Here is a 21,248-nt window from a genome sequence, read left to right on the forward strand (position 1 = left end):
GCTCAGGCGGTCTCGATCGCGCCGGTGATCAGGCCGGTGACTTCTTCGGTCGAGGTTTCCGAGATCGGCTTGTCCGCCACCTTCTCCCCACGCCGAAGCACCGCGACACGGTCGGCCACGGTGAACACGTCCGGCATCCGGTGGCTGATCAGGATCACCGCGTGGCCGCTGGCGCTGAGGCGGCGGATCAGGTTCAGGACTTCCTCGACCTGCCGCACGCTGATGGCCGCCGTCGGCTCGTCCAGCAGCACGATCTTGGGATCCGCCAGCCGGGTCCGCGCGATGGCGACCGCCTGCCGCTGACCGCCGGACATGGAGCGCACAAGATCCCGGGGCCGGGTCTCGGATTGCAACTCGTCGAACAGCTCCTGCGCGCGGGCGAACATCGCTGCGCGGTCAAGGAAGCGGAACGGGCCGACCTTGCGGACCAGTTCCCGCCCGAGGAACACGTTGAGCGCCGCAGGCAGGTTGTCGCAGAGCGCCAGGTCCTGGTGAACCAGTTCAACGCCTGCGTCCCGCGCCTCGCCCGGGCGGGCGAAATGCACCTGCTGCCCGTCGAGGTGCATGGTCCCCTCGCTCGGCTGTACGCTTCCGGCGATGATCTTCACCAGCGTCGACTTGCCCGCGCCGTTGTCGCCCATCAGCCCCAGCACCTCGCCCCGGTCGAGGTGCAGGTCCACGCCGGCCAGCGCCTGGATCGCGCCGAAATGCTTGGCGATCCCGTTGAGTTCTAGCACCCGCATCAGCTTTTCCCCCGCGCGGCGGCGTATTGGTCGAACGCCACAGCCGCGACAAGGATCAGGCCGATCACGATCTGCTGCACGAAGGACGAGACATTCATCAGGACAAGGCCATTGCGCAGCACGCCGATCAGCAGCGCGCCCATGACTGTGCCGAAGACGCCACCGACCCCGCCAAACAGCGAGGTGCCCCCGATCACCACGGCGGCGATCACGTCAAGTTCCAGCCCGAGGCCCGCGACCGCCTCGGCTGAGTTGAGCCGCGCCGACAGCAGGAAGCTGGCCAGCCCGCAGGCGAATCCGACGATCATGTATACCGCCCAGGTCACGCGGCGCACCGGCACCCCGTTCTGCTCTGCCGCGCGTGGGTTCGCGCCGATGGCGTAGACGTGCAAACCGAACCTCGTGTGGCGCAGCACGACATGAGCGATGGCGGCGGTAAGAAAGAAGATGATCACGGGAACCGGGACTGACCAGATCCGGCCCTGGCCCCACCAGGTGTAATCAGGGTTGAACCCGCTGATCGGCCCGCCGCCCGAAAACAGCAGCGCCGCGCCGCGGAAGGCCGTCATCCCGCCCAGAGTCACAACGAAGGGAGGAACCCTCAGCCGGGTCACAGCCCAGCCTTGAAGTGCGCCGCAGGCGATGCCGACCGCAGCCGCCGCCAGGAAGGCCAGGATCACCGGGTTGCCCGCATCGACGCTGGCACCGACGGCAAAGCGGTCACCCAGCCCACCCTTCGCGACATAAGCCCCGACCAGCCCGGCCAGCGCCACCAGCGCGCCGACCGACAGATCGATCCCTGCAGTCAGGATCACGAAGGTCATGCCGATGGCGATCAGGCCCGAGATGGAGACCTGCCGCAGAATGTTCATCAGGTTGAACGGGTTTAGGAAACGCGGCTCGAGCACCGCGAAGACGACAACCAGCAGCACAAGGAAGATAACCGCGGAATTGCGAGCCGCGAAGGCGACCGCGTCGAACGGCTCGGCCCGAGGGGCCGAACCGAGGGGTGTATTTGACCTGTTCATCGAGTGTTTTCCGCTAATTGCGCGGCGATCTTCACTCAATCTCGCTCAGACGCTCGGCCTGATCGATGTTGTCTTGCGTGATCGCAATCGGGGTCAGCAGCAGCGAGGGCTCGGGCTCGGTTCCATCACGCAGCAGCTTGATCATCGCGTTGAGCGCCTCGCGGCTCTGTCCGCCGGGCATCTGCTCGATGGTGGCGGTCAGCGTGCCGTCGCGGACGGCGGCCAGCGCTTCGGGCAGCGCGTCGAAGCCGATGATCGCGATATCCAGCCCCTGCTCCTGCACCACCTGCATCGCACCAAGCGCCATGTCGTCGTTGGCCGCCACGATCACGTCCGGCGGGCTGTCGAGCCCGGCCAGGATCGCCTCGGTCACGCTGGCGCCTTCCTCGCGGGCGAAGTTGGCGGTCTGCTCAGCCACGAACGGGAACTTGTCGGCCATGCCGTCCAGCACATTGTGCACGCCTTGGTTCCGGTCGATCGCCGGGCTGGAGCCGGGCTGACCCTGCAGGTTCACGATGGTCGCGCCATCGGGGAACATGTCGACGATCAACTGGCCCTGCGCCTCGCCGCCCTTCACGTTGTCGGCGCCAACATGGCCCTTCAGCCCCTCGACCCCGTCGACGCGCCGGTCGATGGTGATGACGGGAATGCCCTGCTCGACCGCCTGCCGCACGGCGGGCGCCATCGCGACCGAATCGAGTGGGCTGATGACGATGCCGTCGACGCCGTCGATGATCATCGCCTCGACATCGGCGGTCTGCTTGGTGGTCTGGTTCTGGCCGTCATAGTTCTGCACCGTCACGCCGAGCGTCTCGGCCTCGGCATTGAACTCGTTCTGCATATGCACGAAGAACGGGAAGCCGAGGCTCGGCACCGAGAAGGCGATGGTTTCGCCCTCGGCCAGTGCGGCCTGACCCGAGAACATGGCTGCGACTGCGGCCACGGCCGCGAACATCGATCGTCTCATGGATTCCCCCCATAGGAATTTTGATTGTGGACGGGCTCTTGCGCGGCCCGCTACGCCGGATGACGCCCGGAAATCATGCGAGCGGGCCACGATTCGTGTCAAGCAAGCCACGCGCGGCCTGTTTACTGCTGCGTGCGTTGCCCCCATTCTGCGCGGCGGAGGACCGCCCGTGACCGATACTCAAAAGCCGCTGGTGATCTGCGCCCCCGAGCCGCGGACGCTTGATCTGATCTTCACCCCCGAGGCGCTGGCCGAGCTGCGCGCCCGCTATACTCTGGTCGAGACCACCGCCGAGGCCGTCGCCGGGCTGGACCCACGGGTGCTGGCCTCGGCGCGCTACATCCTCGGCCAACCGCCGCTGTCGTCGGACACGCTGGCGCAGCTTTTCTCGCTGCGCGCGGTGCTGAACGTCGAGTCGAACCTGCTCGACAACATGCCCTATGACGAGGTCTTCCGGCGCGGCATCCACGTGCTGACCACCGGCGCGGTCTTCGCCGTCCCCGTGGCCGAAATCGGCCTCGGTATGGCCCTGGCGCTGGCGCGCGACATCGTCGGCGCGGACCTCGCCTTCCGCGAAGGGACCGAGGCCTGGGGCGGCGACAGCAACCGCGGCGCGACGCTGCTGACCGGCGCGGATGTCGGCATCATCGGCTTCGGAGACCTCGGCCGCGCGCTGAACCGGCTGCTCGCGGGGTTCCGCTGCAAGGTTGCCGTGCACGATCCCTGGCTGCCGCCCTCGATCATCCGCGATCATGGCGCGACCCCCGCCTCGCTGGACGAGGTGCTGAGCGGATCGGACGTGGTGTTCACCGTCGCCGCCGTGACCTCGGCGAACCGGGGCTTCCTCGGGGCCGAGGCCTTCGCCTCGATGCGCAAAGGCGCGTCCTTCATCCTGCTCTCCCGCGCCGATGTGGTTGATTTCGATGCCCTGCTCGATGCGGTCGAGGCCGGCCACATCCGCGCCGCCAGCGACGTCTACCCCGAGGAGCCCATGCCAGCTGGGCACCGCGTACGGACCCTGGCGGGTTTCCTTCGCTCTGCGCACCGGGCGGGCGCGCTGGACATCGCTTTCAAGCAGATGGGCGACATGGTACTCGAGGATATGGCGCTGATGGACCGGGGTCTGCCCCCGGCGCGCTGCAAGCGGGCCGAGCGCGAGACGGCGCGGCTCATGCGCTCGCGCCCGGTGGACAAGAACTGACCGCCGGGATCTGCACGAAATCTGCACGGATCGACCGGGGCACCTGCACGGCCCCTGCTTCAACCTGCCCACAAGGAACGGTTGAAGGGACCCCAGACCATGCAGACAGTGACGATCCGCGGCCTGCCGCACCGCCTTGCGCAGGACGCCTGGTGGCTGGCCAGCGCCGAAACCGGAGGTGCCGAACCGCCGCATACCGCAAGGCGCTTCGGCGCAAGCCGCAGGGGTTTGCCCGGTGTCCTGGCCCTGCTTGGCCTCGCGGCCCTCGCGGACCTGCTGTTCTGGTCCCATGCGCCCGGCATCTCCGTCGCGATCTTCGCCGGAGCCGTGTTCGCGGTATCAGTCTCAGGCCTGCCACCCCGCGCATCGTTGCCCCCCGCGCTGCTTCTGCTCGTGGCCGCTCTGCCGGTCATCGAGCATGTGCAGGCGCTGTCACTAGCTTTCCTCGCAGGCGGGCTGATCCTCGCGCTCGTCTGGTCCCGCCTACCCGAAGCCGCACCGGCGGCAATCGGTCCCGCCGCGCTTGCGTTCGCACACGACCTGCCGAGCCGCTGGGTCGAGCCGCTTCGCCCCCGCACCTTGCGCCGCGTAGCGAGAACGGCACTGCCCGCCGCGAACGGCTCCGCACTGCGCGGTCGCCTTCTGCGCGACTGGGCCTTCCCGGTGGGCGGAACGCTCGTCTTCTCGGCACTCCTGCTCGAGGCGAACCCGGCGCTCCAGCGGCTGCTCAGCCTCGATCTGGACGCCTACGACCTTTTCCGCCGCGCCCTGTTCTGGACCGGCATCGCGGTGCTTGCGTCCCCGTTCCTCTCGGCCCCGCTTGCCGAACGGGAGCGCGTAGCGTGGACGCCCCGCCTGCCGGGGCTGGGCATCAACCCCGGCTCGGTGCTGCGGGCGCTGGCGATGTTCAACCTGCTGATCGCGGTGCAGGTCGTGACCGACGTCTCGATCCTCGCCGGGGGCGCCGCCCTGCCCGAGGGCATGAGTTATGCCGACTACGCGCACCGGGGCGCCTACCCGTTGCTTGCCACGGCGATCCTTGCCGGGGCCTTCGCGCTGGCCGCCAACCCGTTCCTGGCCGAACACCGGGCGATCCGTCCGCTGATGCTGCTTTGGCTCGCGCAGAACCTGCTGATTTGTGGTGCCGCCGCGCTGCGGCTGGATCTTTACATCGACGTCTACGGGCTGACCTACCTGCGGATCCATGCGCTGATCTGGATGGGACTCGTCGCAGCAGGGCTGACGCTGAGCCTCTGGCAGGTCGCACACGGCCGGCCCAATCGCTGGCTGCTTCTGCGCTCCGGAGCGCTGGCGCTGCTGACGCTCTATGCCTGCTGTTTTGTCAATTTCGCGGGGATCATCGCGGCCGGGAACCTGCCGCGCGAGCAGGTCGATCTGGGCTACGTCTGCGGGCTCGACCGAACCGCGGCCGCCGCGATCCGGACCGCTTCGACAGGACATGACCGGCTGCGCCCCATGACCTGTCCCGCCTCGCTCTCGCCGAAGATCGACGGCTGGCGGGAATGGGGCTACCGCAAATGGCGCGTCGCCCGCTATGTTGCCGCCACTGACGCCAGCAAGTGGAAGCAATGAAAGTTCTCATCGTCGACGACGATCCCGGCCTGCGCGACCTGCTGGGCCTCGCGCTTGGCCGGGCAGGGTTCGCCACGCTCACCGCGGCGGACGGGCGCTCGGCGCTGGTCCATGCCGCCCGCGAGGCGCCGGACCTGATCGTGCTGGATGTCGGCCTGCCCGAGATGGACGGGTTCGAGACCTGTCGCCGGATCCGCGCCCGCTCCGAGGTGCCGATCCTGTTCCTGACCGCCCGCGACGACGAGATCGACCGCATCGTCGGCCTTGAGCTCGGCGCCGACGACTACGTGACCAAGCCCTTCAGCCCGCGCGAGTTGGTGGCCCGCGTCCGGGCGATCCTCAAGCGCATGGGCGGGGCGGCCCCCGAGACGCTGCGCCGGGGCCAACTGTCACTGGACCTGAAGGCCCGCCGCTGCGTGGTCGGCGAGGCCGAGGTGCCGCTGACCGGGACCGAGTTCCGTCTGCTGGCCACGCTGATGGAAGATCGGGGCGCGATGACCTCCCGCCCGGCGCTGGTCGCGGCGATCTGGGGCGGACAAAGCGCGGTGTCCGACCGGACCCTCGACAGTCACCTGCGCAATCTGCGCCGCAAGCTGGCAGAGGCTGGCTGCCCCGACGCGGTCGAGACGGTGCACGGCCAGGGCATGCGGATGGGCGGTTGCGCATGAGCCGCCAATGGCGTCCGACGCTCGGACTGGTCCTCGGCGGCGCGCTGCTCGGTACGCTGGGTCTGTCCTTCGCCGGGCTGGTCGCGCTGCGTTATATCGGCCCCGAGATCGGCTTCCGCAACGCCGCGATCCTTCTGGCGGTGGTCATCACCGGCGCGACCGCAGTGCTGGGCTGGCTGCTGGTGCGCCTGCTGCTGCGCCCGATCCACGCGCTGGAGCGCTATGCCGCCGCCCAGGAGTTGACCGGCGAACCCGAGCCGCCGCGCCATTTCGGCACCCGCGAGTTGCACGCCACCGCGCAGCGCGTCATCGCGATGGCCGAGGCGCTGCGCGACCGCGAGGCGACGATCCGCGCCTTCACCGACCATGTCACCCACGAGATCCGTACCCCGGTCTCGACCGTCCGCGCGGCGGTGGAACTGCTCGAGGACGGCGACAGCCTGTCCGACGAGGATCGCCGCGTGGTTGGCCAGATCGACGCCGCCCGCGCCCAGATGGAAGCCCAACTCGACGCACTGCGCCAATCCGCCCGCGCCCGCGAGACCCGCTATCTGGGAACCAGCACTCTCGGCGAGGTGCGCCCCGCCCTGGTCGAACAGAACCCCGGATTGCACCTGGCCGTCACTGGCGGGGCGCAGCGGCTGCCGATCTCGGCCGAGGGCCTGGATATCATCCTCGCGCACCTGCTGCGCAACGCCGCGGAGAATGGGGCGTCGTCGGTGACACTGGCCGCGCGCGGCGCCGAAGAGGGCGTGACCATTGACGTCTCTGACGACGGCAAGGGCATTTCCGACGGCAATGCCGAACGCATCTTCGATCCGTTCTTCACCACCCGGCGGGGAGATGGCGGGACCGGAATGGGACTCGCCGTCGTGCGCAACATCCTGCACGCGCATCGCGGAGAGATCGCGATGCGGCCCACGACCTCCGGCGCGGCGTTCCGGATCAGCTTCGCTACGGATCCACTCTGAGCGCGCTCAGGTCCGCGCCTTCTCGAACGCCGTCCAGGCCGCCTCGAAGCTGGCGAAATCGAAGCCGGGCTTGCGCGCAGCGTCGAGGATGATGTTCTCGGTCGCCATCAACTTGCGAACCGCCTCGCCGATCTGCGGGATGTACTCGGTCGGGATCACCAGTGCGCCGTGACGGTCGGCATGGACCAGTTCGCCCGGCGCAACGGCCAGGCCAAATATGGTGACCGGCGTGTCCAGTTCGCGCACGTGTACGAACCCGTGACTGGGACCGACCGAGCCGGCGATGACCGGGAAGCCCGAGGGTACGTCGCCCAGGTCGCGCATCACACCGTTGGTCAGCACGCCGGCGAGGCCGAAGCCCTTATGGATCGTGGTGTTGATCTCGCCCCAGAAAGCGCCGATGGCGTTCGCGCCGTCGAGGTCCTCGATAACCGTCAGCGCCGGTTTCGGAGCTTCGGCCATGTAGCGGTAGTACTCCATCCGCCGCGCGCGGATCACATCCGGAGCCTCGGTCGGCGGCTCGATCGCGGAGATCTTCGCGGTCCGCGCGAACCCGACGATGGCGCCGCTCTCGGGCTCCGAGCAAAGCATGGTGCCGCGGGTGAAGCGGCCGAAGCCGCGCTTACCCTCGACCACCTCGATCGCGTTGCAGACCGTCGGGGTATCGACCGATTTCAGCAGGTCCAGAAGCGCCTCGTCCATCATTCCTCCAGCCAGCGGCGCAGCGCCGCGTTTGTTTTTTCAGGTTGTTCCAGCACCGGCAAATGCCCGGCACCGTCGATGATTTCCAGACGCGATCCCGGGATCAACCCATGCATCAACTCGTGCCGCTCGATGGGGCAGAGCCTGTCCTCCCTTCCGCAGAGCACAAGCGTCGGCACGGTCACCGCGCGTAGCGCATCCTGCCGGTCGGGGCGATCGCGCAGGGCCAGGGACTGTCGTTCAAAGACCTCCGGTCCAAGCCCCATGGCCATGTCCATACAGAGATCGAGGATTGCCTGCTTGTCTGGACTATCGGCGAGGTAGTTCGGCTTCATCTCGTCCCGCATCACTGCGCGCAGGCCGCCCTGCCGGGCACGCTCGATCTGCGGCCCGCGCCGCGCCTGCACATCGGGCACTTCGGCGCGCGGGTTGGTGTCGAGCAGCGCCAGCCGCGCGACCCGCTCGGGGGCCTGTGCCAGCACCTCCATCGCCACGATACCGCCCATCGACAGCCCCGCCAGCGCGAACCGCGGCGGAGCGTGGGTCAGCACCTCGGCCGCCAGGGCCTGCGTGCTGCCGTGATTCGAGATCGGCGCCAGATGCACCGCGCGGTCGCCGCCGAACGCCGCGATCTGCGGCCCCCAGAGACGCCCGTCGCACATCATGCCGGGCAGCAGGACGAGCGGGGTCATCAGACCAGCGCCGCCCCCTCGGCCAAGGCCTTCAGCTTGGCATAGGCGATGTCCGGATCGACCGCGCCGAAGCCCGCGAAAGTGCCGAAGCCGCAGTCGGACCCGGCGATCACCCGCTCGGCGCCGACGATGTCGACGAAACGCGCGATCCGCTGGGCGACGAGCTCGGGGTGCTCGACGAAATTGGTCGTCGTGTCGACCACGCCCGGCACCAGCACCTTATCTTCCGGAATGTCCGCCTTGCGGTCGCGGAACACGGTCCACTCGTGCCCATGGCGCGGGTTCGAGGTCTCGAAAAGCACATACCGCGCCTGCGCCGCCATCAGCGTGTCGAACATCTTGGCCATCGGTATGTCGCAGACATGCGGGCCTTCGTAGTTGCCCCAGCAAATGTGGATCCGTACCTTCTCGGCCGGGATGTCCGAGAGCGCGTGGTTCAGCGCCTCGACATGAGAGTCCGCGACCTTAACGAACTCCTCGTCGCTGAGGTCCGTGAACAGCATGTGCCGCGACAGCGCCAGGTCGGGGCAGTCGAGTTGCAGGTCCAGCCCCGAGGCGACGATGGTCTCGTATTCGGCCTTCATCGCGTCGGCCAGCGCCGCCAGATAGGCCTCGCGGGTCTTGTAGTAGCCGTTCTGCAGGAACAGCGAGATCACGCCGGGGCTGGCCGCGTTCATGAAACCGCGCTTCGCACCGTGCTCGGCCATCGCTGCCTTGAGATTGACGATGTCCTTCTCAAGCTCGCCCTGCCCCTTGGAGGTCACCTCGCCCACGCACATCGGCCTGGCGTATTTCGGCGTGCCTCCGTCGTTCGCCAGCCGCTCGAGGAACTTCGGGAACAGCTTCAGGTCCGCAGGTGCGTTCCTTGGGCTGTCCCCGTCGAAGCCGGTGTAGCGGTCCTTGACGTAGGTCGCGTAGCTGATCTTCGAGGTCTCGCCATCCGAGACGATGTCGATCCCCGCCTCCACCTGCTTGCGCACGGTGTCGGAAACCGCCTTGGTCATGCAGGCGTCGAAGGCGGCGGGGTCGTAGTCCTCCTTCCTCTCGCGGGCGAATATGAAGTCCACGACCTCCTGCGTGCGAGGCAGGCTGCCGACATGGGTGGTGAGGATCGACATGTCTGGTTCCTTTCCGGCTCAGCCCTTCCAGGTCAGCCCGGCCGGATCCTCGGTGCCCACGACGCGGTAGAGCGCCGCTTCACCGGTCATCGACGGGACAGCCGTGTAGGCCAGGTTCTCGGGCACGCTCATGGTGTCACCCGGCGCGAGCGTAGCAGCGCCGCCGTCCCATTCCACCCGCCAATGGCCGCGTACCGGCATCAGCACGGTCGGATGGTCCGAGGCAGTCTTCTCGGTCTGGGCCGAGGGACGGGTCAGGAAGTCGACCTCGAACCCCGGCTTGTCGCGGATGATCGCCTGTTCGCCGATCACTTTCGCGGGCGCCTTGTCCGAGATCGCGACCATGTCCCAGTAGCGCCGCACGTAGCCGCCGACGACCTCCATCGTAGTCGGCTCGGGGAAAGCCTTCAGCTCCTCGTCGGTCAGAACCGGCATAGGCCCCTCGCCCTCGGGTAGCGACTGGCCTTTCTTCGTGTCGTAGAGCTTGCCCTTCTCGGAGAGCACCAGCCCATGATCCCTGGCGTCCTCGATCACCTGCGGGGCCCAGATCACGCCGCCGCCGGCATCGTCGCCGCCGAGGATCGCCATGATCATCCCGTAGTCGTCTCCGATGTTCTCGAAACCGCGGAAAATGCCCGTGGGGATGTTGAAGATGTCGCCCTCTTCCAGCACCACCTCGCCAGCGTTGCCCCAGCGACCCCAGAAAAAGCGCCACCGGCCCTTGAGCACGAAGAACACCTCCGCCGTGCGGTGGCTGTGCAGCGAGTTACGGCACTTCGGAGGCTGCCCCGCCGCGCCGATGTTGAAGCCGTGCGGGATGGTGATGTGCACGTGCTGGTCGGTGCTTTCGCTGACGCCGCCGCCGATGATGGTGAAATTCTCCTTCTGGTTCGAACCCGGCGTGTGGGCGTCGATGAAGGCGGTGCGGCAGGGCTGCAGGTCGCCGTAGCGGACGGTGCGGGCTTCCATGTCTTGCGGTGTCATTATTCGGCTCCTTGTCGAATTCGCGTGGGTCTGGTCAGGCGGAAAGGGTCCGCCGCCCGGGAGGACGCAAATTCAGCCGCCGCGCGCGCCGGCTGGCGAAAAAACCGTGAAGGCGCTGCAGCGCCTCATGTTGGCGCAGGGTCATCAGAGCGCCCCGCTCTGTAGAAGGATCTGCTTCCAGACCGCTGTTTCGTCGAAGAGCGTGTACTCGCGGCGCAAGCCCCACGGGCCGAACTCGGCATGGCTCAGGCCAAGGACGTAGACCTCGGCGCCGGTCGGCGTGCCGAACGTGCCCCAGCCGGAGTGCTTGCCGTGTAGGCTCCAGCGGATCGCGGCGCGGGGCGGCATCATCGGGTCCTCACGGCCGATCACGTGATGCGCGGTAAACGTGGCATCCGGGAAGGACGCGCGCAGTCCCATCCAGAACCGGTCGGCATCGCTCCAACTGTGACCGGTCACGCCGCCCGGGTATTCCAGCTGGCAGGCGCGGTCGTATTCCTTACCGATCACGGTGAAATCGGCATCCATGATCCGGGTCAGGATGTCGGCATATTTCGCGCCCCATTCGTTGTCATTCCCGCGCCCCTTGTAGGGCCCTTCCATGTCGTTGGCCGGCGTCAGCGGCTTCACGCAGGCCTCGGGGCCGCCCTCGCGGGCGATCTGGTCGCGGGCGAACTCGACCGGGTCCCACCCCATCTGGCGCACGATCGCGCCCTGGTCGCGGATCAGCCACTCGTCGTTGATCTGGTTGTCGATGGCGTGGCAGTCCGCGATGATCCGGTAAACGAGGCTCTTGCCGGTGGCCTTTCCATAAGCGCCGTCGCCCAGGTGCGTCGCGGTCGAGAGCAGCCGGTGCGAGGACAGCATCCCCTCCTCCGGCGTACCCGACCAGATTACGTCCTCGCCCAGAAGGGTGCGGTCCGGGAACTCGGCCAGCGTTGCCATGGTGGCGCCGATGACGCCCTGGTTGCCCTGCACCACCGAGGCCGGAGAGCGCACCACGATATCGGGGGCGTAATACTGGTGGAGCGTGGCGATGCCGCGATCCTCCCAGATCTCCTTGGTGATCCCGATGATGTAATCGGGGAAATCCTTGAACTTCGGGTCGAAGCCTTTCACGGGGTCCATCCTTCGGGTTTGCGCGCCGAGCCGCGCTGGATCAGCGGGCCGGGAATGCGGATCTTGTGAGGTTCGTCGTCGTCGCCCTCGATGAACGCGACAAGCGCGTTCACCGTCGCCTCGACCATACGGTTCACGGGCTGGCGGACGGTGGTCAGGTCATAACCCGGCCAGCCGGCGATCGGCACGTCGTCATAGCCGACGACCGAAACGTCTCCCGGCACGGACAGGCCCAGTTCGTGGCGCAGCACGTCCATCACCGCGAACGCCATGTGATCGTTACCGACGAAGACCGCGTCGGGGCGGCCCGCGCCCGAGAACATCTCGCGCGCCACTGTGATGGCCTTTTCGCGGTTGTACATGCCGTCGACCACGGCGACCGGCGCGCGTCCCAGCGCGGCAAGGCCTTCGGTGAAGCCTCGTGCGCGGTCCCGCCCGGTCGAGGACCCCTGCCAGCCCGCGATATGCGCGATGCGCTCGTGCCCGCCGGCGACAAGGTATTCTGCCACCAGCCGCCCGCCGCCGAAATTGTCCGAGGTGACCTCGGACAGGCGCCGGTCCTCCTGGCCACGGTTGAACATCACCACCGGGATACCGGCCGCGTCGCAGCGCGCGGTCAGATCGTTCGACATCGCGACCGAGGCGGTGACGATTCCCTCGACCTGATAATCCAGCAGTTCCTGCACGACCTGGGCGATGTTGTCCGTCTCGTTCCCCGCCATGAAGACGAGGATGTGATAGCCCCTTGCCTGTAGCGCGCGGCTCAGCCGTTCGACCGCCTCGGGGTAGAACTGGTTGTCGAGATAGGCGACCACCAGCCCGATCATCCGGGTGCGCCCGGTGATCAGCCCGCGCGCCAACGCGTTGGGGCGATAGCCCAGCTTCTCTGCGGCGGCGCGTACTTTCTCGACGGTCTTCTTCGAGGCGCTGGCGCCGGGGGTGAACACGCGGCTGACCGCCGACTGGCTGACACCGGCGAGACGGGCAACGTCGTTGGATGTGACCTTCTCGTTCATCTCAGTCCGCCGTCCAGCCGCCGTCGACAAGCAGCGAAGTGCCCGTCACCAGCGAAGATGCGTCAGAGGCCAGATAGACCACGGCGCCCATGATGTCCTCGACCTCGCCAACGCGGCCGAGCTTGATCTTCTCCTCGATCCAGCGCACCCGGTCGGGGTTGGCGAAAGTTCCCTCGGTCAGCGGGGTGCGGATGAAGGTCGGACAGATCGTGTTGACGCGAATCCGCTTCGGACCCCATTCGATCGCCATAGATTTGGTGAAACCCTCGACCGCGTGCTTGGTGGCGCAATAGACCGCCCGGTCGATGCCGCCGACATGCGCCATCTGGCTGGAGATGTTGATCAGGCTGCCGGGCTTTCCCGCCTCGGCCAGCTCGCGCGCCACCGCGCGGGTCAGGAAATACGCGCCCTTCACATTCAGGTCGGAAACCGCATCGAAGTCCTCCGGCGCCGTTTCCAGCGCCGGGGAATGCCGCGCCAGCCCGGCCGAGTTCACCAGCACGTCGAACGGGCCTTCCGCCGCCACCGTCGCCTCGACCGAGGCGACGTCGGCCACGTCCAGCGGGAGCACATGCGCGGTCAACCCCTCCGCGGCGAACTCCCCAGCAAGCGCCTCGAGCTTGTCACGGCCGCGCGCCGCCAGCCAGACCTCGGCCCCCGCTTGCCCCAGCGCGGCGGCGCAAGCGCGGCCGATGCCGGACGAAGCCCCCGCGACCAGCGCGCGGCGGCCATCGAGACGGAACGAAGGTGTTTGCGGCAGGGCCATCAGCTCATCCCGTCCGGAATGTCGATCCGGCCAATGTTGCGCGCCTTGTTGAACTCGCGCAGGCGGGCGAACACGTCGACGCCCAATTGGCGATAGGCATCGAGCAGGTCGACCAACACCCAGTTCTCGCGGATCCGACCGTTCTCCAGCCGCCAGAAATCAAGGCTGCGCATTGTGATCCGCTTGCCTGCGGGCGCAATGCCCATCCAGCCGTCATGGGTAACGGTCTGGATCATGTTCGGCCAGCCGGTCACGGCGGCATAATCGCCGTCGCCGAAGAAATGGTAGGTGATCTCGTCGAGATACTGTCCCCGGTCCGGCATCCCGTTCAGAAACGGGATCTGGTGCCAGTTCCGGAACCCCGCATAGCCGCGCCCGGTGCCAATGCCGCTTGGCCCGTACCAGTTCATGCGCTCGTGCCAGAACTTCGGCATCTCCATCACCTCGGGTCCGCCCTGACTCGGGTGCTTCTTGAGGTGCTCGAGCATGTCGATGATATGCTGCCGGGTCGCCAGCGACTTCGCCTCGTCATAAGGCCCGCGCACGAAACCGTCCTGCGTCGCAGGTCCGGGGACGTGAAATTCCAGCCCGAGGCTGGGCGCCATCGGCCAGGCACCCGCCTGGAGCATGACCTCGGGAATGTCCCAAAGCGCCTGGAACTCGACCACTTTGCCATTCTCGATGCGGAAGAACTCGTGGAACCGCATGGTGGCCTGGTGGCCGGTCGGCGGGATGTCCAGCCAAGGTCCGGTGAAGACCCCGGTGTAGTAGCCGCCGCAGCCCACCCAGTCGGCGCCGAACTCGTCAGGGCCCGCCATCACGATGTAATCGCGCCGCTCGAGGTCCGGCCAGGCGTCGAAGAGCGCCTTGTAGGCGGTATCGTAGAACGCCTCAGGCCCGGTGCTGTCGCCGAACGGGTGGCACAGGCGGAACAGCGCGTCGGTACCGCAGACCTCTGCCAGCGCCTTGCGCACACCGGTTTCGTCGAAATTGTACATGGCCTCCCGCAACGGAGCGATCAGGGCCTTGTTCTCGTTGTGAATGTCCATCGTTGTCGTCTTGTTCAAATGTGTGGGCGGGGCCATGAAGGCCCCTTTATTCCGCCGCTTCGCGATAGGGTGCCGGCGCGCCATAGGGCACATTGACCCCGCCATAGCGCCGGACCCGGATGTTGCACTGCTCGGCATGGCCGACAAAGCCCTCCAGCATGCACAAACGCGAGCCGTACTCGCCGATCAGCGTCGCGGCCTCGTCCGTCGTGACCTTCTGGTAGCTGTGGGTTTTCAGAAACTTGCCGACCCACAAGCCGCCGGTATAGCGCCCGGCCTTCTTGGTCGGCAGCGTGTGGTTGGTGCCGATTATTTTGTCGCCGTTCGCCACGTTCGTGCGTGGCCCCAAGAACAGCGCGCCGTAGCTGTGCATGTTCTCCAGGTACCAATCGTCGCGGTCCGTCATCACCTGGACATGCTCGCTGGCGATGTCGTTCGCGACCTCCAGCATCTCGTCATGGCTGCCGCAGAGGATCACCTCACCGTAGTCGTTCCAGCTGGCCCGCGCGGTCTCGGCGGTCGGCAGGATCTGGAGGATCCGGTCGATCTCGGAGAGCGTCTCCTCGGCCAGCTTGCGCGAGTTCGTCACCAGAACGGCGGGCGAGTTGTAGCCATGCTCGGCCTGGCCCAGCAGGTCGGTGGCACACATCTCGGCGTCGACGGTCTCGTCGGCGATCACCATGGTCTCGGTCGGACCGGCGAACAGGTCGATGCCAACCCGGCCATAAAGCTGCCGCTTGGCCTCGGCGACGAAGGCATTGCCGGGGCCGACCAGCATGTGCACCGGCTCGATGCTCTCGGTGCCGATGGCCATGGCACCGACCGCCTGGATTCCGCCGAGCACGTAGATCTCGTGCGCGCCGCCGAGGTGCATGGCCGCGATCACCGCCGGGTTCGGCTTGCCCCCAAATGGCGGCGTGCAGGCGATGATGCGCGGCACGCCGGCGACCTTGGCGGTGGCGACCGACATGTGCGCCGAGGCGACCATCGGGAACTTGCCGCCGGGGACATAGCAGCCCACCGACTGCACCGGGATATTCCGATGGCCGAGGATCACGCCGGGCATGGTCTCGACCTCGATATCCAGCATCGAGTCCCGCTGCGCCTGGGCGAACTTGGTCACCTGCTCCTGCGCGAACCTGATGTCGGCCAGTTCCCGCTCGGAGAGCTGGCCGATCAGGGCGTCTATCTCGTCCTGGGTCAGGCGGAAACTGGCAGGCGTGTACTTGTCGAACTTCTCGCTCAGCTCACGCACGGCGTCGTCGCCGCGCGCCTTGATGTCCTTCAGCGTGGCCTCGACCACCGCCCGGACCTTGGCGTCATCTTCGGCCCGGTCGGCCTCGGGCTTGCCGCGTTTCAGGTACTCGATCGTCATTTTCCCGGTTTCCTCTTCAGGCCGTTGCGCTCTCGGGGCGCGGAGGCACTTTCTCGCCGCGGTCGAAGGCCTCCCAGCCCTCTCCGTTGAAGACGTCGACGCCCAGCTGGGCGAGTACATGGGGGAAATCGACCATCACCCAGTTGTCGGTGATGCGGCCGTCCTCGACCTTCCAGAAGTCCATGTAGCGGATCTCGACCCGCTTCCCGGTCGGGGCGACGCCCATGAACTCGCCCGCGTGGGTGGCCTCCTGGCGGCCGAAAGCAGCGGCCCACTCGCCCATGAAGAGCCGCGCCTCGTCGATGCAGGTCTTGTCCTTGAACGCGGCCTGAAACGGACGCTGCCAATTGTCCTGGAACTCGCGCAGGCCGGTCTTGGTCCCACAGCCCTGGTTGCCCATCCAGCGGAAGCTTTCCGCGAAGAACTGGCCGATGTCGTCGATACGGTGATCGTTGAGACCGTCCACCATGCCCTCGATGACGGCGCGGGTTTCCTCGGTCTTGCTCATGTCGGTGCCACGGCTCAGCGCGGCCTGTTCGGGTCTGGAGCCCTTCATTGTCCTGTCCTTTCATCCTGAATGCCTGTCCGTCGAAACCTGACGGGGCCCAGGATGAAGTCGCGAGGCAGCCGGTTCAGCGCCGGATGGCGCGACATGCCGGAGATGCGGAAATGCCGGCTCATCCCTTCACCGCCCCCGCGGTCAGACCGCTGACGATCTGGCGCTGGAACACCATCACCAGCAGGAACAGCGGCGCGGTGATCGAGACGGCGGCGGCGACGGCCTCGACCTGGTCGGTGGTCGTGGTCTCGCGGTTAAAATAGCCAGCGATGGCCGGAACCATTGTCATGTTCGACTGGTCCAGCAGCAGCGAGGTCACGAGGAAGTCGTTGTAACCCAGCAGGAAGCTGAACAGACCCGTGGTGATGACGCCCGGCCACATGACCGGCATGATAACCCAGCGGAAGGCCTGGAAATGGGTGCAGCCGTCGACGCGGGCAGCCTCATCCAGTTCCGCCGGGATGTTCTGGAAGAAGCTGCGCAGCATCCAGATCGTGAACGGCTGGTTGATGGCCACAAGCACGGCGATCACGGCCAGCGGCTGACCGTAGAGCGTGGGCGCGTTCTCGCCCAGGATCGGACGCAGGATCTCGGCGGAGTTGATGAAGACGGGCAGGTAGCCGGCGACTAGTACCGAGTGCGGAAGCGCCCGGAAGATCAGCGCCGCGATCAGGATCCAGAATGCCAGGTTCGACCCGGCCCGCGCCAACGCATAGCCCGCCAGCGTGCCGACGGTCAGCGAGACCAGCACCACACCCAGCGTCACCTGTATCGAGTTGACGAAGTTGCGCCAGAAAGCGTTATCGACCCAGACGGCCTGGTAATGCTCTGCGGTGACACCAAGCAGCGGCTCCAGCCCGAGCGCGGAGTTCAGCACACCCATGATGGCGGGCAGGATCACGAAACCGGCCAGTACGAAGCCGAGGCCGAGGCAGGCGACCGCTACGACCCAGCCCAGCACCGGCGGGATCATCGCGCCCAGCTTGGCGACCATCACCGGTAAGCCACGCACAGCGGCGCGGTAGGTCAGCCAGACCAGCCCGCCGAGCGCCAGAATATCCAGCGCTGTCAGGCCCTTGCCCTGCGCCCGCGTCTCGGGGCCGAAGACAACGGCCAGGGGATTGGCGGCGAAGGCGTCGATCGGCACCTTGAAGCTCATCACCGCGATCCAGAAGATCGGGAAGGCGGCCAGCAGGCACCAGAAGGCGAGGAAGGCGGCCGATGACAGGCGCAGCGACAGCGGCTGGCGCAGGGCTTTGGGCGTGGACGACATCAATGGGCCCCTTTGTGGTCGCGCCAGGTCCGGCGCAGCAGCGGGATCAGAAGGATGACGATCCCGACCATGGTCAGCATCGCCGAGGCCGAGGCCCGGCTGACCGAGCGGTTGCCCGCGTCATCCGGCGTCAGCAGGTCGTAGGTCAGATACTGCAGCGAAATCACATGCGCTTCAGAGCGGAAGCCAATGACCTCCTCGAAGACGCGGTAGGCGTCCATCAGGTGAATGAGCGCGATGAACACGATCAACGGCATCAAGTGCGGGATCACGACATAGCGCAGCCGTTCGAACCGGGAGGCGCCGTCGATGATCGCCGCCTCGACCGCGTCCTGGTTCACGCCCTGAAGCCCGGCGTAGAAGACGACGAAGGCGAATGGCGCGACGTGCCAGACCCGGTAGAACAGCATCAACAGCTCGATCGACCAACCCTGAGCGAAGACGGCGATATCCTCGCCTGTCCAGCCCTCGATCATCCGCGTCAGGATACCGTCGCCGACAAACAGCCAGCGGATCGACAGCGCGCCGATGACCGGGGTGATGATAAAGGGCAGCAGCGAGACGAAGATCACCTGGCCCCGGATCGCCTTGGTGGTGTTGTTCACGGCCAGCGCAATGGCGAGGCCGACGAGGATCACCAATGGCAGGGTGATGAAGGTGAAAGTCAGCGTAAAGCGCAGCGCCCGCCAGAAGTCGATGCTCATCAGCCCGCCGTAGTCGAAACTGGCGATGGCATCCCAGGCACGGGCGGGCTCCAGCACGTTCTTGTAGCTTTGCAGGCCGACGAATGTGGTCGTGGTGATAACCTTGCCGTTTTCGTCCAGCTGCGGCTGTGTTCGGGTCTCGGTGACGCAGGTCTGTTCGAGAAACCCAGGGGTGCAGGTCTCGACCTCGACGGTCTCGATTACCGGCTGCGTCAGGTAGAAGCTCTGAAGGAACACGCTGACCAGTGGGGCGGCGATGAACAGCAGCATCATCACGACCGAAGGCGCGACGAAGGCGGCGAAGGTCTTGAACTTCATGGGCCAGCCCCTGCAATGAATGGTGAGCGGATCGGGTGGTCCCGCCCCGGTCGTGCCGGGGCGGGCGGCTGCGTCACTTCAGGACGCCGGCTTCCTTGGCGGCGGTGACGTATTCCGCCTCGACGGCGGCCAGGGCTTCTTCGGCCGTCCGTTCACCGGTGAAGAACCCCGGAAGCTGGTTGCCGAGCGCCGAGTGCATCAGGCCCATCTGCGTGGTCGAGGGATAGGCCGGGGGCGGCGGGCTGTAGGTCGCCGTCGCGATGGCGCCTTGCGCCAGACGGGTCGGCTGGTAGCCGTCGACAAGCCAGATCGCATCGTTGTTGTGGGCGGTGACCATCTCGGTATCCATGCCCTCCATCGCCAGCCGGAACGCGGCTTCGGCCTCTTCGTCCGAGGTGTTGCTGGCGATCACGATACCGTCCCACCAGAGCGTGGTTGCCGGCGGGTTACCATCGGCGGCCAGCGGCGCGGCTGCGCCTTCGACCTTGCCAACCACGGTGCTTTCGGATTCGTCGTCCATCGCTCCGCCCCGGCTGGCCCAGAGGTTCGCCATGGCGATCTTGCCCTGCTGGAACTGCTGCTGGACATAAGTGGAATCCGAGGACAGGTACTCGGGGTCCATGTAGGCGCTCAGCGCCTTCAGCATCTCGAGGGTGGCAACGCCAGCCTCGTTATTGACGGTCGGGTTGCCCGCGTCGTCGTACCAGCTGCCGCCGTAGCCGACGAACATGTTGTTGAACTCCTGCGCCAGGTTCCAGCCCGACTGCATGGTGGCCCCCAGCGGATAGTCGACGACGCCGGCCTCCTGGATCGCGGCCGCGACCTCGAGAACCTCGTCATAGGTGGTCGGGACCTCAAGCCCCAGTTCCTCGAAGATGTCCGCGCGGTACATAAGGTGCTGTGTGTTCACCATCATGGCGACGGCCATGATCTTGCCGTCGATCCGGATCAGCTGGTTCGGCTTCAGATGCGTGCCGTACTTCTGGACCAGATCGTCAAGCGGACGGATCGTGCCTTCGTTGATCAAGGGCGTGATGGTGCCGTTGGAAACCCCGCCGAGCTGGTAGAGCGCCGGGCTTGCCGCGAAGGCCGCCGGTTGCTTGGTGCGGAACTCCTGGTCGAGCTCGGCTTCGAAGTTGCCGCACTCCGCCATCGCGTCCGTCACCGACTTCCAGGCCTCGAACCCGGCCGTCAGCGACTTCACGGGAACCTCGTTCTGGAACCCGCAGGCCGCCCAGGCGGTGGTCGAGGTCAGCGCCATGGCGCCGGCCAACATCAATGCCTTCATCTTCATGTTGCAGTCTCCCTGTTGTGGGGCGGAACGCGGCCGCCGATAGCGAGGCGTCAGGCGGCGTTCAGCCGTGCCCCGGTTTGCGCATCGAACAGATGGCATATACCTGCCGGGATCGAGATCGCGACCTCTTCGCCGATCTCTGCCCGGAAATCCTTGGGCGCCTTGACCGAGACCATCGCCCCGCCTGCCTTGACGGTGACCATGGTTGCGTCGCCAAGCAGCTCCATCGTGTAGACGGGCGCGGTGATCTCGGACCCGCCGCCGACCGCGGCATCCTCGGCGCGGAAGCCCAGCGTCACGGGACCGTCCGGAGCGCTCAGCCCGGCAATCCGCACGTTGCGGCCCTCGAAGACGCCGCCGGTCAGCGTGCCCTCCATGAGGTTCATCGCCGGGCTGCCGATGAAGCTGGCGACGAAGGTGTTGGCGGGGTTGTCGTAGATCTCGGTCGGGGTGCCGACCTGCTGCACGACGCCCTTTTCCATCACCACGACGCGGTCGGCGAGGGTCATCGCCTCGATCTGGTCATGGGTGACATAGATCGTCGTGACCTTCAGCTCGTGGCTCAGGTTCTTGATCTGCGCCCGGGTCGAAACCCGCAACTTCGCGTCGAGGTTCGACAGCGGCTCGTCCATCAGGAATACGTTGGGTTCCCGCACGATGGCGCGGGCCAGGGCCACGCGCTGGCGCTGGCCGCCCGACAGCTCCGAGGGCTTGCGGTGCATGAACTCGGCCAGTTCGACCATGTCGGCGGCACGCTTCACCCGGTCGTCATGCTCGGCCTCGGGGATCTTCCGGACCTTCAGCGGGAAGCGGATGTTCTCGTAGACGTTCATGTTGGGGTAGAGCGCGTAGCTCTGGAACACCATCGCGATGTCCCGGTCCTTCGGGTCGAGGTCGTTGACCCGCTGCCCGCCAATCATGATATCGCCGTCGGTGGCGTCCTCGAGCCCCGCGATCATCCGCATCGTCGTCGTCTTGCCGCAGCCCGACGGGCCGAGCAGCACGAGGAACTCACGGTCCGCGATGGTCAGGTTCAGGTCCTTGACCCCGACGAACTGCCCCCAGCGCTTCGTGATGTCGCGCAGCTGGATTTCAGCCATGTACGCAC

At 66.7% G+C, this 21,248-nt stretch carries 21 protein-coding genes; 4 read left to right on the forward strand and 17 right to left on the reverse strand.

The features are described 5' to 3' along the window. Window positions 1-2 precede the first annotated feature (2 nt). Genes ACW9UR_RS15120 through ACW9UR_RS15130 form a run of 3 tightly spaced genes read right to left on the reverse strand, consistent with a single transcriptional unit; the run spans window position 3 to window position 2,738 of the window. The gene (locus tag ACW9UR_RS15120) at window positions 3-743 is read right to left on the reverse strand and encodes an ATP-binding cassette domain-containing protein (protein ID WP_458917867.1); all 741 of its coding nucleotides are present in this window, start codon (window positions 741-743) and stop codon (window positions 3-5) included. After that, window positions 743-1,771, reverse strand: a complete 1,029-nt coding sequence (locus tag ACW9UR_RS15125) for an ABC transporter permease (RefSeq protein WP_458917869.1) — start codon at window positions 1,769-1,771, stop codon at window positions 743-745. The genes ACW9UR_RS15120 and ACW9UR_RS15125 overlap by 1 nt, the downstream gene beginning before the upstream one ends. A gap of 31 nt (window positions 1,772-1,802) precedes the next feature. Continuing rightward, the gene (locus tag ACW9UR_RS15130) at window positions 1,803-2,738 is read right to left on the reverse strand and encodes a substrate-binding domain-containing protein (RefSeq protein WP_458917871.1); all 936 of its coding nucleotides are present in this window, start codon (window positions 2,736-2,738) and stop codon (window positions 1,803-1,805) included. A 169-nt stretch (window positions 2,739-2,907) separates the two neighbouring features. Here ACW9UR_RS15130 and ACW9UR_RS15135 point away from each other — a divergent pair, with 169 nt between their 5' ends. The 4 genes from ACW9UR_RS15135 (at window position 2,908) to ACW9UR_RS15150 (ending at window position 7,171) form a co-directional block, all read left to right on the forward strand. Further along, window positions 2,908-3,939, forward strand: a complete 1,032-nt coding sequence (locus ACW9UR_RS15135; protein ID WP_458917873.1) for a hydroxyacid dehydrogenase — start codon at window positions 2,908-2,910, stop codon at window positions 3,937-3,939. Between the two features lie 99 nt (window positions 3,940-4,038). Then, window positions 4,039-5,532, forward strand: coding sequence for a DUF4153 domain-containing protein (locus tag ACW9UR_RS15140; RefSeq protein ID WP_458917875.1), 1,494 nt, complete (start codon window positions 4,039-4,041; stop codon window positions 5,530-5,532). Continuing rightward, window positions 5,529-6,200 (forward strand): response regulator transcription factor, encoded by a 672-nt coding sequence (locus tag ACW9UR_RS15145; RefSeq protein ID WP_458917876.1) that lies wholly within the window; start codon window positions 5,529-5,531, stop codon window positions 6,198-6,200. Before ACW9UR_RS15140 ends, ACW9UR_RS15145 begins: the two co-directional genes overlap by 4 nt. Further along, on the forward strand, window positions 6,197-7,171 hold the full coding sequence (locus ACW9UR_RS15150) for a sensor histidine kinase (protein WP_458917877.1): 975 nt from the start codon (window positions 6,197-6,199) through the stop codon (window positions 7,169-7,171). Before ACW9UR_RS15145 ends, ACW9UR_RS15150 begins: the two co-directional genes overlap by 4 nt. 6 nt (window positions 7,172-7,177) lie before the next feature. Here ACW9UR_RS15150 and ACW9UR_RS15155 read toward each other — a convergent pair whose 3' ends face one another. The 14 genes from ACW9UR_RS15155 to ACW9UR_RS15220 all read right to left on the reverse strand — a co-directional run bounded on the left by ACW9UR_RS15155 (window position 7,178) and on the right by ACW9UR_RS15220 (window position 21,240). Then, window positions 7,178-7,873 (reverse strand): RraA family protein, encoded by a 696-nt coding sequence (locus ACW9UR_RS15155; protein WP_458917879.1) that lies wholly within the window; start codon window positions 7,871-7,873, stop codon window positions 7,178-7,180. Beyond that, window positions 7,873-8,565 (reverse strand): alpha/beta fold hydrolase, encoded by a 693-nt coding sequence (locus ACW9UR_RS15160; protein ID WP_458917881.1) that lies wholly within the window; start codon window positions 8,563-8,565, stop codon window positions 7,873-7,875. The genes ACW9UR_RS15155 and ACW9UR_RS15160 overlap by 1 nt, the downstream gene beginning before the upstream one ends. Then, window positions 8,565-9,683 carry a cobalamin-independent methionine synthase II family protein gene (locus ACW9UR_RS15165; RefSeq protein WP_458917883.1) on the reverse strand — a complete coding sequence of 373 codons (1,119 nt, stop codon included), beginning with the start codon at window positions 9,681-9,683 and terminating at the stop codon, window positions 8,565-8,567. The genes ACW9UR_RS15160 and ACW9UR_RS15165 overlap by 1 nt, the downstream gene beginning before the upstream one ends. An 18-nt stretch (window positions 9,684-9,701) precedes the next feature. Next, complete coding sequence (locus ACW9UR_RS15170) at window positions 9,702-10,667, reverse strand: cupin domain-containing protein (protein ID WP_458917885.1); 966 nt, start codon at window positions 10,665-10,667, stop codon at window positions 9,702-9,704. A 144-nt stretch (window positions 10,668-10,811) separates the two neighbouring features. Then, window positions 10,812-11,786: a nuclear transport factor 2 family protein gene (locus ACW9UR_RS15175; protein WP_458917887.1), complete on the reverse strand. Its 975-nt coding sequence runs from the start codon at window positions 11,784-11,786 to the stop codon at window positions 10,812-10,814. Beyond that, entirely contained in the window at window positions 11,783-12,802 is a 1,020-nt protein-coding gene (locus ACW9UR_RS15180) for a LacI family DNA-binding transcriptional regulator (RefSeq protein WP_458917889.1), read from the reverse strand. The genes ACW9UR_RS15175 and ACW9UR_RS15180 overlap by 4 nt, the downstream gene beginning before the upstream one ends. Before the next feature lies 1 nt (window position 12,803). Beyond that, the gene (locus tag ACW9UR_RS15185) at window positions 12,804-13,568 is read right to left on the reverse strand and encodes an SDR family NAD(P)-dependent oxidoreductase (RefSeq protein WP_458917891.1); all 765 of its coding nucleotides are present in this window, start codon (window positions 13,566-13,568) and stop codon (window positions 12,804-12,806) included. Next, window positions 13,568-14,653, reverse strand: coding sequence for an ester cyclase (locus ACW9UR_RS15190; protein WP_458917892.1), 1,086 nt, complete (start codon window positions 14,651-14,653; stop codon window positions 13,568-13,570). The genes ACW9UR_RS15185 and ACW9UR_RS15190 overlap by 1 nt, the downstream gene beginning before the upstream one ends. A 10-nt stretch (window positions 14,654-14,663) precedes the next feature. After that, window positions 14,664-15,992 (reverse strand): histidinol dehydrogenase, encoded by a 1,329-nt coding sequence (hisD, locus tag ACW9UR_RS15195; RefSeq protein WP_458917894.1) that lies wholly within the window; start codon window positions 15,990-15,992, stop codon window positions 14,664-14,666. A 16-nt stretch (window positions 15,993-16,008) separates the two neighbouring features. Beyond that, window positions 16,009-16,548 carry an ester cyclase gene (locus tag ACW9UR_RS15200; protein WP_458917895.1) on the reverse strand — a complete coding sequence of 180 codons (540 nt, stop codon included), beginning with the start codon at window positions 16,546-16,548 and terminating at the stop codon, window positions 16,009-16,011. A gap of 121 nt (window positions 16,549-16,669) precedes the next feature. Continuing rightward, on the reverse strand, window positions 16,670-17,824 hold the full coding sequence (locus ACW9UR_RS15205; protein ID WP_458917896.1) for a carbohydrate ABC transporter permease: 1,155 nt from the start codon (window positions 17,822-17,824) through the stop codon (window positions 16,670-16,672). Next, a complete protein-coding gene (locus tag ACW9UR_RS15210) occupies window positions 17,824-18,846 on the reverse strand; it encodes a carbohydrate ABC transporter permease (RefSeq protein WP_458917897.1) in 1,023 nt (340 codons plus the stop codon). Before ACW9UR_RS15210 ends, ACW9UR_RS15205 begins: the two co-directional genes overlap by 1 nt. 73 nt (window positions 18,847-18,919) lie before the next feature. Then, entirely contained in the window at window positions 18,920-20,140 is a 1,221-nt protein-coding gene (locus tag ACW9UR_RS15215) for an ABC transporter substrate-binding protein (RefSeq protein ID WP_458917898.1), read from the reverse strand. 50 nt (window positions 20,141-20,190) lie between these two features. Next, a complete protein-coding gene (locus ACW9UR_RS15220; RefSeq protein WP_458917899.1) occupies window positions 20,191-21,240 on the reverse strand; it encodes an ABC transporter ATP-binding protein in 1,050 nt (349 codons plus the stop codon). Between the last annotated feature and the right edge of the window lie 8 nt (window positions 21,241-21,248).

Source organism: Halovulum sp. GXIMD14794, from assembly GCF_054457455.1.

What these genes read in the sequence shown, in the direction of transcription:
- ACW9UR_RS15140 (WP_458917875.1), top strand. Translation starts at nt 4,039, where the DNA reads ATGCAGACAGTGACGATCCGCGGCCTGCCGCACCGCCTTGCGCAGGAC.
- ACW9UR_RS15150 (WP_458917877.1), top strand. Translation starts at nt 6,197, where the DNA reads ATGAGCCGCCAATGGCGTCCGACGCTCGGACTGGTCCTCGGCGGCGCG.
- ACW9UR_RS15205 (WP_458917896.1), bottom strand. Translation starts at nt 17,824, where the DNA reads ATGTCGTCCACGCCCAAAGCCCTGCGCCAGCCGCTGTCGCTGCGCCTG.
- ACW9UR_RS15220 (WP_458917899.1), bottom strand. Translation starts at nt 21,240, where the DNA reads ATGGCTGAAATCCAGCTGCGCGACATCACGAAGCGCTGGGGGCAGTTC.
- ACW9UR_RS15125 (WP_458917869.1), bottom strand. Translation starts at nt 1,771, where the DNA reads ATGAACAGGTCAAATACACCCCTCGGTTCGGCCCCTCGGGCCGAGCCG.
- ACW9UR_RS15160 (WP_458917881.1), bottom strand. Translation starts at nt 8,565, where the DNA reads ATGACCCCGCTCGTCCTGCTGCCCGGCATGATGTGCGACGGGCGTCTC.
- ACW9UR_RS15130 (WP_458917871.1), bottom strand. Translation starts at nt 2,738, where the DNA reads ATGAGACGATCGATGTTCGCGGCCGTGGCCGCAGTCGCAGCCATGTTC.
- ACW9UR_RS15155 (WP_458917879.1), bottom strand. Translation starts at nt 7,873, where the DNA reads ATGGACGAGGCGCTTCTGGACCTGCTGAAATCGGTCGATACCCCGACG.
- ACW9UR_RS15185 (WP_458917891.1), bottom strand. Translation starts at nt 13,568, where the DNA reads ATGGCCCTGCCGCAAACACCTTCGTTCCGTCTCGATGGCCGCCGCGCG.
- hisD (WP_458917894.1), bottom strand. Translation starts at nt 15,992, where the DNA reads ATGACGATCGAGTACCTGAAACGCGGCAAGCCCGAGGCCGACCGGGCC.
- ACW9UR_RS15200 (WP_458917895.1), bottom strand. Translation starts at nt 16,548, where the DNA reads ATGAAGGGCTCCAGACCCGAACAGGCCGCGCTGAGCCGTGGCACCGAC.
- ACW9UR_RS15165 (WP_458917883.1), bottom strand. Translation starts at nt 9,683, where the DNA reads ATGTCGATCCTCACCACCCATGTCGGCAGCCTGCCTCGCACGCAGGAG.
- ACW9UR_RS15170 (WP_458917885.1), bottom strand. Translation starts at nt 10,667, where the DNA reads ATGACACCGCAAGACATGGAAGCCCGCACCGTCCGCTACGGCGACCTG.
- ACW9UR_RS15180 (WP_458917889.1), bottom strand. Translation starts at nt 12,802, where the DNA reads ATGAACGAGAAGGTCACATCCAACGACGTTGCCCGTCTCGCCGGTGTC.
- ACW9UR_RS15190 (WP_458917892.1), bottom strand. Translation starts at nt 14,653, where the DNA reads ATGGCCCCGCCCACACATTTGAACAAGACGACAACGATGGACATTCAC.
- ACW9UR_RS15215 (WP_458917898.1), bottom strand. Translation starts at nt 20,140, where the DNA reads ATGAAGATGAAGGCATTGATGTTGGCCGGCGCCATGGCGCTGACCTCG.
- ACW9UR_RS15210 (WP_458917897.1), bottom strand. Translation starts at nt 18,846, where the DNA reads ATGAAGTTCAAGACCTTCGCCGCCTTCGTCGCGCCTTCGGTCGTGATG.
- ACW9UR_RS15145 (WP_458917876.1), top strand. Translation starts at nt 5,529, where the DNA reads ATGAAAGTTCTCATCGTCGACGACGATCCCGGCCTGCGCGACCTGCTG.
- ACW9UR_RS15120 (WP_458917867.1), bottom strand. Translation starts at nt 743, where the DNA reads ATGCGGGTGCTAGAACTCAACGGGATCGCCAAGCATTTCGGCGCGATC.